Source organism: Arenibacter algicola (genome assembly GCF_000733925.1).
Lineage (GTDB): Bacteria > Bacteroidota > Bacteroidia > Flavobacteriales > Flavobacteriaceae > Arenibacter > Arenibacter algicola.
In genome coordinates this window covers 1383152-1395137 of sequence record NZ_JPOO01000001.1, presented here as the reverse complement: position 1 = coordinate 1395137, position 11986 = coordinate 1383152, and the positions used below count along the sequence as shown (strand labels likewise).

Below are 11986 nucleotides of genomic sequence, written 5' to 3'. Positions count from 1 at the left end.
TGGGCCTCTTTAATTTTTTTGAAATAATAAAATCAGGTGAAAAATTCTGCAGAATCCAGTTTTAGTGCAGCTCGTCTTCAGACCCGATAATGAGTGATTTGTTCAACGTAAGAACAATGGTTCCCTCATCTTCCGTCGGGGTAACCGAGGTTATAAAATTATTCTGTTGGTTTCCTGAGGTTACAATAGGATTACCGTACCAATTATTTCCATTGTTTACAAAGATATTATTGGTAATAGTAGTTTTGGAATCATGTTTAAAACCTCCACCTGTATTAATAATAGTTCCTGTATTTCCCTGAAAAAGGTTCCCATCAAAAAGGGTATTGTTGGTCCCAAGTGTATCCTCGCCCCAGGATGGGGTATCCCCAATCTTACTTGAAAACGTAAACAACAACCGACCGGTATTGTTAACGAATTTAGAGTTTAATATCTGGTAGCGGTTTACCCCCTTAAAACTGGCTATTTGATCATAATTCCCGCTAAAGATGCAATTATCTATTTTCACATAATGCTCCGTTGAAAAAATCAAGCCCCTATTGGAAATAAATGACGATCCGGTAATGGTAATTCTATTGGTATAGTCATTTTCATTATCCGAAGTAAAATTGGGAGTAGACCCCCAATAGCTCCTAAACAAGGTGGCAGAATTATTTTCAAAAACGGAATTGGAGATAGTTATGGATGAATTATCTCCCTTGGACCAAAATGCTGTTTGATTGGAAACACCTGTAACCCTTATTTCTGAAGCCTTTACTGCAGAGCCCGTAACGGCAAAAATAGTTCCATCATTGTAATTATCTGCAGAATCGGTTAAGGTTAGCCCGGAGATATCCAAGTTAAACCCTTTATTAATCATGAACATACGATAATTCCCTTCCCCAGAGATGGCGATGTGATTCGCCCCAGGTCCAGCAATGGTTAGATTACTATTAATATGAGGCAGATCTGCAGACAAGCTAAGAGTGCCCTCCAATCCTTCCACAAAACTTATTTTATTGATTTCCCCATCAGCATTGGCGGCATTTATGGCCCAACGTAAAGTACCCTTAACATCATCGTCACCAAGACTATTAACCATTACCTCAACTTGGGCAATAGAAGTAAAAAAACAGAAGACGGAAATTAAAAAGACTATTATTTGATTTCTTTTCATTCTCAATGGAATTAATACTATAAATGCTATTTAAATCAACGTTATTCCTTAATATAACCAGGCCTAAACCTTGTTCCTTGATAACGTATTAAGATCAAAATTAGTATTCCACGCCCAAAAAAGGATTTATTAAAGCACTAAAGATGTATAAGTACCTGAAAATGTTGTGTACAGCTCTTATTGGGCAGTTTGATTACATTTATGAAGGAATCAAATCCATTGTCCACGGTGACATAACCGTCAATTTAATTATAGCTCTTTTAATTATTTAAAAAATTAGAATATACTACAACTAAAAATCCATGTTAAGTATAAATTATTTCCAGTGAAAATACAGAATTCCAAGAGAGCGGTTATCCTGTCCATTGAGGTGTATAATAGTGAATATCAAAAACTATTTTCCGGCACCTTGCCCACTACTCCTTTAAAGAATGCCTTATAAGTTGCAAAATCTTCCTCTTTGTCATCCGTAGGATATTGAGGCTTGGAAATTTTAATCTGCTTTTTTCCAAAGTCGAACGCCACCATCACAATGGGAACCTTGGCCGCCTTGGCAATATAGTAGAAACCTGTTTTCCATTCCGAAACCTTTTTTCTTGTTCCTTCCGGGGAAAGCGCCAATCTGAATTTTTTATGTTGATTGAATATTTTGGCCGTAGCACTCACCGTATCCATATTTTTACTTCTATCGATAGGAGCACCGCCCATCAAGCGAAAATACCAACCAAATGGTGGTTTAAAAAGTGCCTTCTTGCCTATAAAATGGATATCCTCGTTCAAAACCCGCCTAATCAAAAGTCCCAAAAAGAAATCGACCCAACTGGTATGTGGCACCACAATAACAACACATTTGTCCAGCTGCGGAAAGGATCCCACCAATTTCCAGCCTAAAATTTTAAAATATATAAACTTGGCAAGGGTCTGCATAAACCATTAACTATTTAAAATGTTAGGTGCCTTTTGTACTTGATCCAGATACCCTTATTTACCACAACCTGCCTTGTTTATATTTGATACAAAACGCAGCACAAGTTGGAACATAAAGAATCATATTCTAGGATATATTATATTTTTTGATAGATCGATTTTAATTTTTCAGGGGTTATAATAGTGCGCCATTCCTTTCCCAAGGCATTTTCCCATAAGGGCACAAGGCTAAGGGCCACATTTATCATAATTTCAAAATCGTCATTGGTCAGCTCACCACAGATGCCTTTTGGCAACCGGATGTTGTGTTTTACCTTCATTTCATTAAATAATTCTACTCCTTCAGGATAAAACTCCTTCAAATGCTGGAACACCAAACAGTTTCCTATTCCATGTCTAACACCCAATAAATAGGACAGACCATAGCTCATGGCATGCGCAACCCCAACCTGGGAGTAGGCTATGCTCATTCCCCCATGCCAGGAAGCCATCATTAATTTATTTCTAGCATCATCCTCTTGCAGATCATCCAAATACACCTCTTTACATAATTCCAGTGCCTTTTCGCCATAGCTCTGGCTAAAAGCGTTCAAAAAAGTACCGTTGAGGGATTCTATACAATGTATAAAACAATCCATACCAGTATAGAACCATTGCTCTTTTGAAACCCCTTTGGTTAAATCCGGATCCAAGAGCACTTGGTCAAAAGTGGTAAAATCGGAATTTATTCCCAATTTTTTCTCCGGTCCCAATAATACCGTTGTCCTGGACACTTCCGCACCGGTACCGCTTATGGTGGGTATACCAACATGATAAATGGATGGTTTTTTTACCAAATCCCAACCTTGATATTGAAACGCATTGCCTTTATTGGTCAACATTATGGCCACGGCTTTAGCCAAATCCAACAAAGTACCCCCACCTATACCGATAATTCCAGAAGGCAGATTGTCATAATCGTTTTTTATTTTCTGGACCAAGGCATCTACTTGGTCCGTTTTAGGTTCCTCGTCTGCCGAAATGAATATTATTTGATCGTTAAAAATTAACGGTATTCTGGAAATTAGCCCACTACCTTCGAATACATCGTCTACCAAAAAAATAAATGGCGCCTCGGAATTAATCCGTTTTGGCAACAGAATCTCCCCCAACTGTCCAAAACAACCCGCTCCAAATATAACGCGAGGCACCATAGGAAAGTTCTTGTAATTCGTCTTCAATTCAGGGCTTGCAATTGTGTTGATATTTTTACTTTTTATGTCCATAAACTTATTTAAGAAACTTTAAAATATCGGAGAGGGTGCCTAAGGTAAGGTGATCGTTGTTGTGCTCCTCCGGCTTTACCTCTTCATGTTGCCAAGTAGTATGAAAGGGAATATGAACAGCTTTTGCTCCAATGTTCAATATAGGTAATACGTCCGATTTTAAAGAATTTCCAATCATTAAAAATTCCTCCACAGGAATTTCCAAATGCTCCAATAGATTCTTATAATTTTCTTCCTTTTTATCGCTTAGAACTTCCACATGATGAAAATATTTGGACAGGCCGGATTTATCCAATTTCCGCTCTTGATCCAACAAATCCCCTTTGGTCAATACTATTAAGCGATATTTATCCTTTAAGGCTTCCAATACCTGCTCCACACCATCCAACAATTCCACTGGGTGCGACAGCATTTCTTTCCCTAGATTCAAAATCTCCGTAATAGTTGCCTGAGAAATCCTATTATTGGAAAGATCCAGGGCAGATTCTATCATGGACAGCATAAACCCTTTAATACCATAACCGTATAGTTCAAGGTTCTTGATCTCGGTTTTAAACAGCTCCTGATCTATTTGATTCTTGGTTTCATAACTATCCAAAAGACTGGCAAATTTTTCCTCCGCATTCCTAAAATACGTTTCATTTACCCAAAGGGTATCATCGGCATCAAAACCAACCACTTTGATATTGCCAAAATCTATTTCCATACTTTCTTTGCTTTTTCCAAATCTTCCGGCGTGTCTATTTCTATACCGGTAACACTAGTTTCTACCATCTTTATTTTCTTGCCATATTCCAAGTAGCGAATGGCTTCTATCTTTTCCGTCGCCTCTAATATAAGCATGGGCAGTCTCTGAAAATCCATCAAAGCACTTTTCCTAAAGGCATAAATTCCTTTGTGCTTAAAATAAGGTATGTCCAACTCCCTTGATCTGGGATATGGTATTGGGGCCCTGGAAAAATAAAGGGCAAAATTCTGATTATCCACAATTACCTTAACTGTATTGGGGTCATTGATCTCTACCCAATCGGTAATTCTAGTCATTAAGGAAGCTAAATCTATTTCTTTTTTAACGTCATCCTTAAAAACTTCGATTACACTGGCCAGGCTTTCCCTATCCGTAAATGGCTCATCTCCCTGAACATTTACGATGATATCAACACCCATGGATTCAACTGCCTCGGCAATACGGTCACTTCCACATTCATGTTGCTTTATACTCATTATGGCTTTGCCTCCTATATTGGTAATGGTATCATAAATAGTGGTACTGTCGGTAACTACATAAACTTCCTGAAACAAACCAGTTTTTACAGCTGCTTCATAGGTTCTTTGTATTACAGGTTTCCCTTGAAGGTCCTGCATAAGCTTACCCGGAAATCTTGAGGCTGCATAACGAGCCGGTATCATTGCAATGATTTTCATATGTAGATATTAATTGTTTTAACGGTCATACTTAATAGGCATTTCTTCATTGATTCTAAGAACAGTTTTGGGGCATGCTTATTTCACACGGAAATTATTTAAAATTAATTTGGATTATGTTCTCGGTCTAAACTTTCTATACAACCTATATATAACGATCAATATAATAAGGACCAAAAACGCAGCAAGAATAGGGGCGAAAATTGATGCTGTAGTTACTACTGCCGCAGTGCCCGTTTCCACCAGACCAATAACAGGATTGGCCGTTCCCCCGGTGGTGGCCGTAGAAGCCAATCTGCCGGTAGCCGAAGCTCCTTTTATCGCAGTGGCCGTACCCCCTCCCGCTATTATAGCCAAGGTCCAGGTAATCACTGGATCCAAATTGGAAGCTGTTGACACCATTACAGCGGTACCCGCCAAAGCAGCCATAGGAATTGCAAAACTATCCAACAAATTGTCCAACCAAGGAATAAAATATGCGAAAATTTCCACGATAGTGGCAACGCCAAAAGTTATTAAGGCGGCCATACTCCCTACCCATTCCCAATTTTCATTTAGTTGCCATACACCAAAATAAGCGGCCAAACTTAAGGCAAACAGAGGCAAAAAAATCCTAAAGCCTACAGATGCCGCCAGCCCAATACCTAAAAATATGCTTAAAACGGTCTCAAAAGTCATATTTCCAAACTTTAATGCGAAATTAGGCTATTCCTAATCAACAAAAAAATCGTCCTTAAAGCCTATAAGGTACAATTTATGCTTAGCCCTGGTCACGGCGGTATATAACCAGCGAAGATATTCCTTGTCTATTCCGTTAGGCAAATACGGCTGTTCCACAAAGACGGTATTCCATTGCCCCCCTTGGGACTTATGACAGGTTATGGCGTAGGAGAATTTAACTTGGAGCGCATTGAAGAACTTATTGTTCTTTACTGCCAAAAACTTTTTGTATTTGGATTTCTCATCGGCATAATCCTTCATAACTTCCTGATAAAGACGGTTGCCGTCATCATAGGACAAAGAAGGAGTCTCTGCCATAATGGTATCCAATAAAAGCACAGTTTCAAACGGTTTTTGATTGGGATAATCTACCAATTTCACCTTTACCTCCGCAAATTTAAATCCGTATAACTCCTTAATGGCAAATATCTCCAAGACCTCAATGATATCGCCGTTGGCAATAAAACCAGCTTCGGAAGTAGGCTTTAACCAAAAATAGTTGTTTTTGACTACCATCATATAGTCCCCAGTGGCCAACTCGTTTTCTAGATATAGGATTCTATTCCTAATATTCTCATTATATAGATTGGCCCGTTTATTGGAGCGAACTATAATAGCGGTTTCCTCTTTGCCATTTTGCGAATAGGAATCGTCTATAGCCTCCTGGATATCATTGCCATCCACCAAGCGCACTATATCTGTATAGTGACTCACCGAAAACTTAAAATCATCAAAGAATTCACTTTGCAACTGCTCCCTTAAGTTGGTGGCATTTACTAAAATTCCTGAATCCTCGGCCTGCCTCACCACTTCGTCCAACTCCAGTTTTATAACTTCCTTGTTATAATTCAAGGCCAATTGATTTTCATCCAGAGCCGGACTAATATTTAAATGTACCGGAGGAAGCTGTGCGGTATCACCAATGAGGATTAGCTTACAATTATGTCCTGAATACACATACATTAGCAAATCGTCCAAGAGAGACCCATTTTCCATCAACTTCGAATCCGTTGGCGTATCCGGAATCATGGAAGCTTCATCCACTATAAAAATGGTATTTCTATGCTTATTGGGTGATAAGACGAATTGTACCCCACCCCCACTCTGTTTTTTGGGAAAATAAATTTTTCTATGAATCGTGAAAGCTTGTGTTCCAGAATAATTGGACATTACCTTTGCTGCCCTCCCGGTAGGAGCCATTAAAACGGCCTTCATGGTGGTCTTCCAAAGATTGGTCACAATTGTACCAACAATGGTAGTTTTCCCAGTACCTGCAAACCCTTTTAACATAAAAACGCTCTCCTTTTCCTTGGACAAAACAAAACTTGCAAGTTTTTGCAAAGCCACTGACTGCTTGGCAGTTGGGTCATGCGGAAATTTATCTTTCAGTAGTTTAAAAAAAGTAGCGTCGGTTATAGAAGTCATAGGTCCTCAAAGATAATCAGTATTTTTAAGGTCAAATACTTTTACCATTAAAAAAAAATTGTAGATTTGTGACAACCACTAAATAAAATAAGACTTACAAAATGAAGACCATTTTACAAATTGTCCTTTGGATAGCAGCTATCGTGTTGGGTTATATGATATATAATTCCGTGAATGGCCCAATTGAATTTAAGAAAGTTAAGCAAGAACGTTTTGCTAAAGTAATATCCAACTTAAAGGACATCAGAAATTCCCAAGAAGCATATAAAACTGTAAATGGCAGATATGCAAAGGATTTTAACGCCTTGGTAAGTTTTGTAGATACCGGTAAATACACCATTACCCAACAGAGAGATTCTTCTTATTTGGAATACGATAAGAATTTTGGTATCGATATGTTGAAAGAAGTAAAAATAATAGATACCCTTGGTACTGTTTCCGTTAAGGATTCCTTATTCAAAAAAGACGATCGCTATAAGACCATGATGAATGTTCCTTATGCTCCTAGTGGAGAAAAATTTGAAATGAAGGCGAGCATCATCGAAAAAAGCGGATATAAAGCTCCGGTTTTTGAGGCAAAGGTTAGTAAGGATATTGTATTGCATGACCAACCCAAAACTTTGTTGGCTAGGGAAAATGCACAAATTAATGTTGACGAAGTAAACGGAAACATAATTAGGGTTGGATCTTTGACCGAGGTAAGCACCAGTGGAAATTGGCCATCTATATATGACAAACGAAACGACCAATAGCATTTTAGAGAATTCTAAATCGGAATATCATAAATTGTCCATTCAAGTTAGCTTGAATGGACTTTCTTTTTGTGTTCTGGATACACTTTCCAATACAATTCTTGCTTCCGAAAGACTGGTTTTTGAAAATGAACTTACTCCCTATGCCGTTCAAAAGGAAATAAAACAGCTTTTTGAGAAAAATAGAATAAGGGACGTAAAATTTTCAGAAGTCGTTGTAATACACAGGAACAACCTTTTCTGCCTAGTCCCAAAGCCACTTTTCAACGAAGAAGAGCTGGCCAATTACCTAAAATTCAATGCAAAAATCTTGGCCAACGACCATCTGGAATATGATGAAATTAAAAGTTTGGACATGGTAAACGTTTATGTTCCCTTTATGAATATAAACAACTATATATACGACCTTTTCGGTGAATTTGAATTTATGCACCATGGGACGATCATGATCCAGACCTTGACAAACCACCATGGCAACCAAAGCGAGCCCATTTGTTATGTACACCTCATAGAGGGACATATGGACATCGCCGTAATTTCCAACAAAAAGTTGATTCTATACAATAACTTCAGTTTTGCTACCAAGGAGGATTTTATTTATTACCTTTTATTTACCATGGAACAATTGAAATTGGATACTGAAACCACTAAGCTCAAACTTTTTGGATCTATTGAAGAAGGAGATGAACTATACAATATGTGCCATCAATATGTAAGGGACATTTCCATTTTCGTCCCCTCCAACACTTCATTTCATCATTTTGGGGGAACAGATAAGGAAACAATAGATTTTACTCTACTAAACACTCTTTAATGCGTATTATATCCGGTAAAAACAAAGGCCAAAGACTAAGTGCTCCCAAAAAGCTCCCAGTCCGTCCTACGACCGATATGGCTAAAGAGGCCCTTTTCAATATACTCAACAACCAATACCACTTTAATGAGGTCAGCGTATTGGATCTTTTTGCCGGAACCGGAAACATCAGTTACGAATTTGCCTCTAGGGGCTCCGAAAGCATTACATCCGTGGATGCAGACTTTGGGTGTATTAAGTTTATTACAGTAACATCCACTGACTTGGACTTCCCTATAGTAGCCATCAAAAAAGATGTTTTTCAATATTTGGAAAGCAACCCTGTAAAAGCGCATATTATATTTGCCGATCCGCCCTATGATCTTTCCCCCGAAGAGTTCGCTGCTATTCCCAAACTGGTATTTGAAAAGCAGCTATTGCTAGAGAATGGTGTTCTGATTATTGAGCATTCCAAACATACCGATCTTTCACATTTAGAGCATTTCACCAATCAGCGAAGATATGGCGGCAGTATTTTTAGTTTTTTCGAATGGAGCGAAGAATAACTAAAGTCTTATACAACTGAATTATATTGAAATGATACCGCATTGAGCGACATTTGGTAGATATTTTAACGCCTGAAGCCGTGTTAAGTTCACATTATAACGCTTGAGGCGGCATTAACTGCTAGAATATTCCATTGCCAGTGGTCATCAAAAAGATAGCCCCTGCAGCGACATTAACTTCAAATTATTCTCTCGGGACAGCTTTAAAATGATATTATACCGCCTACGGCGGCATTACCCAAAACACTTTGATAATTAGTGATACCGCCTGCTGCGGCATTAATTCGACTACGCATTTGCTGTGCAAATGCTGTCTCATTAAAAAAAGCAGGTCATAAGCCGGATTCTGTTAGCCTTGAATTACTTCATGGCCTCCCTATCATTTATCTAGGCCAATGGTTGCCCAAAGGCTCTAACCGCCTACCCTTCAGCTTGGGCGTGCAGCCCTCAAACACTGATTTACATGACGTTGCACCGTATAGAGTTTACCTGGTTTCACTACAGCATAACCTGTACATACTTTCTGTTGCACTTGTCCTCATCTCTCGACGGACGGGCGTTACCCGCTATACTGCACTATGGTGTCCGGACTTTCCTCCCCCCACGGAAAGCGGGGAGCGATAAGGCGACCTGCTATTGCAAAGGTAATTCAATTGTTGATAAATAAAGTACTAAAGAAAGTTAAATAGGCCCTTTAATACAATGCTATTTTTATATTTGTACTTCACCCATAGGCGTATTATTTTTACGCCGAAAATAAGTTAATAGCCTTGGAACCTTTTATAGTATCCGCCAGAAAATACAGGCCCCAGACATTTAAGGATGTTGTTGGGCAACAGGCTATTACCAATACCCTTACTAATGCCATAGACAATGATCACCTAGCTCAGGCACTATTGTTTACAGGTCCCAGAGGAGTAGGAAAAACTACTTGTGCCCGTATACTGGCCAAGCAGATCAATCAAGACGGCAGAACGGATGAAGATGAGGACTTTGCCTTTAACATCTTTGAGCTGGATGCTGCATCCAACAATTCAGTAGATGATATAAGGGAGCTGACAAGTCAGGTGCGTATACCCCCACAAGTTGGAAAATACAAGGTATACATTATTGATGAGGTGCACATGCTGTCCCAAGCTGCCTTTAATGCTTTTTTAAAGACGTTGGAGGAACCACCCGCACATGCCATATTTATATTGGCCACGACGGAAAAGCATAAAATTATCCCTACAATACTGTCTCGCTGCCAAATATTTGATTTTAAGCGCATCACTGTTAAGGATGCTGCCGAGTACTTAAAATATATTGCGGAGAACCAAGAAATAGAAGCTGAAGACGATGCACTTCATATCATAGCCCAAAAAGCTGATGGCGCGATGCGCGATGCACTTTCCATCTTTGACAGGGTTGTGAGTTACTCTGGCAAAAAATTGACTAGAAAAGCTGTAACCGAGAATTTAAACGTTCTGGATTACGATACTTATTTCGCGGCTACAGATCTTATTCTTAAGCATGATATTCCGGGCCTACTGATTCTTTTTAATGAAACCTTGGCCAGGGGCTTTGACGGACACCACTTTATAAGTGGCCTAGCTTCGCATTTTAGGGATTTAATGGTGTGCCAACATCAGAATACTATAGAACTCCTAGAAGTTGGGGAGGAGGCAAAAAAACACTACAGCGAACAATCCAAAAAAACATCCAGTAGCTTTTTATTATCGGCTATTGATTTGGCCAACGATTGTGACATAAAGTACAAGTCCAGTAAAAATCAGCGACTTCTTGTTGAGTTGACCTTAATGAAATTAGCCTCTATCGATTTTGATGGAGAAAAAAAAAAGTCTGAATCCTTAGGGAATGGTCGCAACAAACCAGATTTTATAATCCCCGCCTCCTTTTATAAGGTTAGTCGCCCCTCCGTTCTGGAGAAAGAAATTAAACCCAACGAACCGGAGGCAAAATCAGTCCATACGGCAGCTCCTAATGTCGAAAGCGCCATTGTAGGGAAACAAACTCCCCAAGGCCAATCTTCCTCCACTTCAAGTACTACACAGACGCCACAAGGGAATGATGTTGGGGGATCTACAAATGTTATTCAGGAAGCCAATCCCACGCCTAGGACCAAAATCAACATAAAATCTACAGAAAGGAGGGTTTCTGGCCTTTCACTTTCCAGCCTAAAGGCCAAAAAGGAACATCAACTGAATAAAAAAGAGGATGTTATTGACGAAAGCAACCTTCCCAAAGCTAATTTTACAGAAGAGGAAATGCAAAGGCATTGGGCAGATTTCGTTGACATTTTGGATAATGATGGACGGAAAATTTTAGCATCCAACCTGCATTCGGATGTTCCTAAGCTTACCGATAATTTCACTATTTGGATAGAATTGCCAAATGGCACCATGAAAAAGGAAATTGAGCGGGAAAAGTACGACCTAATGGAGTATTTAAAACTAAAGCTCAACAACCACTTTATACAACTGCGAATAACTGTCAACGAAGCCACTGCCAAGAAATTTGCATTTACCCCAGAAGAAAAGTACATGAAATTAAGGGAGAAAAATCCAGCTATAGATCTTTTGAGAAAAGAGTTCGATTTAGATATTTAGCGCCCTTGCAACTTTGACCCTCCAAGCATAAAACAGCATTACCAAGGCGTTGATTATAAGCCCCAAGGACTCCCTAGCGTGTTCTATATTATCTATATTTCCCCCGTCAATTGAAACTCCTTCAAAGTGTTCCGGCCAAAAAATCCATGCTCCTATGAGGTAAGCCAAGGTCAGCACAAATGGAATCAATAAATTTAATTTGCCCAGAAAAAATAAAAATGACGCCCCAGCTGCTATTCCGTAGATGAAGTACCACATAAGGGCATCCGGATCATTGTACTGGACAAATGCCGCCCAAACAAACAATATGGTGAATACTCCAGAAAATATTTTGGAAAAAAGTCTCAT

General features: G+C 39.1%; 12 protein-coding genes and 1 other RNA gene. 4 read left to right on the top strand and 9 right to left on the bottom strand.

The window, feature by feature from the left end; all coding sequences use genetic code 11:
• Positions 1 to 61: 61 nt before the first annotated feature.
• The 7 genes from U735_RS0106125 to U735_RS0106095 form a co-directional block, all read right to left on the bottom strand.
• Positions 62 to 1156 (bottom strand): hypothetical protein, encoded by a 1095-nt coding sequence (locus tag U735_RS0106125; protein WP_031442987.1) that lies wholly within the window; start codon positions 1154 to 1156, stop codon positions 62 to 64.
• 387 nt (positions 1157 to 1543) lie between these two features.
• Positions 1544 to 2083 (bottom strand): 1-acyl-sn-glycerol-3-phosphate acyltransferase, encoded by a 540-nt coding sequence (locus U735_RS0106120; RefSeq protein WP_031442986.1) that lies wholly within the window; start codon positions 2081 to 2083, stop codon positions 1544 to 1546.
• A gap of 137 nt (positions 2084 to 2220) precedes the next feature.
• Positions 2221 to 3348, bottom strand: a complete 1128-nt coding sequence (locus tag U735_RS0106115; RefSeq protein WP_051891885.1) for an iron-containing alcohol dehydrogenase family protein — start codon at positions 3346 to 3348, stop codon at positions 2221 to 2223.
• 4 nt (positions 3349 to 3352) lie between these two features.
• Positions 3353 to 4054: an HAD family hydrolase gene (locus U735_RS0106110; RefSeq protein WP_031442984.1), complete on the bottom strand. Its 702-nt coding sequence runs from the start codon at positions 4052 to 4054 to the stop codon at positions 3353 to 3355.
• Entirely contained in the window at positions 4045 to 4773 is a 729-nt protein-coding gene (gene kdsB, locus U735_RS0106105) for a 3-deoxy-manno-octulosonate cytidylyltransferase (RefSeq protein ID WP_034248065.1), read from the bottom strand. Before kdsB ends, U735_RS0106110 begins: the two co-directional genes overlap by 10 nt.
• A 114-nt stretch (positions 4774 to 4887) precedes the next feature.
• Positions 4888 to 5451 carry a DUF4126 domain-containing protein gene (locus tag U735_RS0106100; protein WP_031442982.1) on the bottom strand — a complete coding sequence of 188 codons (564 nt, stop codon included), beginning with the start codon at positions 5449 to 5451 and terminating at the stop codon, positions 4888 to 4890.
• Positions 5452 to 5484: 33 nt separating this feature from the next.
• Positions 5485 to 6918 carry an ATP-dependent DNA helicase gene (locus U735_RS0106095; protein WP_031442981.1) on the bottom strand — a complete coding sequence of 478 codons (1434 nt, stop codon included), beginning with the start codon at positions 6916 to 6918 and terminating at the stop codon, positions 5485 to 5487.
• A gap of 101 nt (positions 6919 to 7019) precedes the next feature.
• Between U735_RS0106095 and U735_RS0106090 the strand changes: the two genes are divergently transcribed.
• The 3 genes from U735_RS0106090 to U735_RS0106080 are packed head-to-tail and all read left to right on the top strand — an operon-like array spanning position 7020 to position 9029.
• On the top strand, positions 7020 to 7670 hold the full coding sequence (locus U735_RS0106090; protein ID WP_031442980.1) for a hypothetical protein: 651 nt from the start codon (positions 7020 to 7022) through the stop codon (positions 7668 to 7670).
• The gene (locus tag U735_RS0106085; protein WP_031442979.1) at positions 7648 to 8484 is read left to right on the top strand and encodes a DUF3822 family protein; all 837 of its coding nucleotides are present in this window, start codon (positions 7648 to 7650) and stop codon (positions 8482 to 8484) included. Before U735_RS0106090 ends, U735_RS0106085 begins: the two co-directional genes overlap by 23 nt.
• Positions 8484 to 9029 (top strand): RsmD family RNA methyltransferase, encoded by a 546-nt coding sequence (locus U735_RS0106080; protein WP_031442978.1) that lies wholly within the window; start codon positions 8484 to 8486, stop codon positions 9027 to 9029. The genes U735_RS0106085 and U735_RS0106080 overlap by 1 nt, the downstream gene beginning before the upstream one ends.
• Before the next feature lie 320 nt (positions 9030 to 9349).
• On the opposite strand, the gene rnpB is transcribed toward U735_RS0106080, so the two are convergent.
• Positions 9350 to 9666: RNase P RNA component class A (rnpB, locus tag U735_RS24990), an RNA gene on the bottom strand.
• Between the two features lie 133 nt (positions 9667 to 9799).
• Between rnpB and U735_RS0106075 the strand changes: the two genes are divergently transcribed.
• Complete coding sequence (locus U735_RS0106075) at positions 9800 to 11638, top strand: DNA polymerase III subunit gamma/tau (protein ID WP_031442977.1); 1839 nt, start codon at positions 9800 to 9802, stop codon at positions 11636 to 11638.
• Here U735_RS0106075 and U735_RS0106070 read toward each other — a convergent pair.
• Positions 11627 to 11986, bottom strand: a complete 360-nt coding sequence (locus tag U735_RS0106070) for a transmembrane 220 family protein (protein ID WP_031442976.1) — start codon at positions 11984 to 11986, stop codon at positions 11627 to 11629. The two genes, U735_RS0106075 and U735_RS0106070, sit on opposite strands and share 12 nt — an antisense overlap.

What these genes read in the sequence shown, in the direction of transcription:
- U735_RS0106085 (WP_031442979.1), top strand. Translation starts at nt 7,648, where the DNA reads ATGACAAACGAAACGACCAATAGCATTTTAGAGAATTCTAAATCGGAA.
- U735_RS0106110 (WP_031442984.1), bottom strand. Translation starts at nt 4,054, where the DNA reads ATGGAAATAGATTTTGGCAATATCAAAGTGGTTGGTTTTGATGCCGAT.
- kdsB (WP_034248065.1), bottom strand. Translation starts at nt 4,773, where the DNA reads ATGAAAATCATTGCAATGATACCGGCTCGTTATGCAGCCTCAAGATTT.
- U735_RS0106080 (WP_031442978.1), top strand. Translation starts at nt 8,484, where the DNA reads ATGCGTATTATATCCGGTAAAAACAAAGGCCAAAGACTAAGTGCTCCC.
- U735_RS0106100 (WP_031442982.1), bottom strand. Translation starts at nt 5,451, where the DNA reads ATGACTTTTGAGACCGTTTTAAGCATATTTTTAGGTATTGGGCTGGCG.
- U735_RS0106095 (WP_031442981.1), bottom strand. Translation starts at nt 6,918, where the DNA reads ATGACTTCTATAACCGACGCTACTTTTTTTAAACTACTGAAAGATAAA.
- U735_RS0106070 (WP_031442976.1), bottom strand. Translation starts at nt 11,986, where the DNA reads ATGAGACTTTTTTCCAAAATATTTTCTGGAGTATTCACCATATTGTTT.
- U735_RS0106115 (WP_051891885.1), bottom strand. Translation starts at nt 3,348, where the DNA reads ATGGACATAAAAAGTAAAAATATCAACACAATTGCAAGCCCTGAATTG.
- U735_RS0106125 (WP_031442987.1), bottom strand. Translation starts at nt 1,156, where the DNA reads ATGAAAAGAAATCAAATAATAGTCTTTTTAATTTCCGTCTTCTGTTTT.
- U735_RS0106090 (WP_031442980.1), top strand. Translation starts at nt 7,020, where the DNA reads ATGAAGACCATTTTACAAATTGTCCTTTGGATAGCAGCTATCGTGTTG.
- U735_RS0106120 (WP_031442986.1), bottom strand. Translation starts at nt 2,083, where the DNA reads ATGCAGACCCTTGCCAAGTTTATATATTTTAAAATTTTAGGCTGGAAA.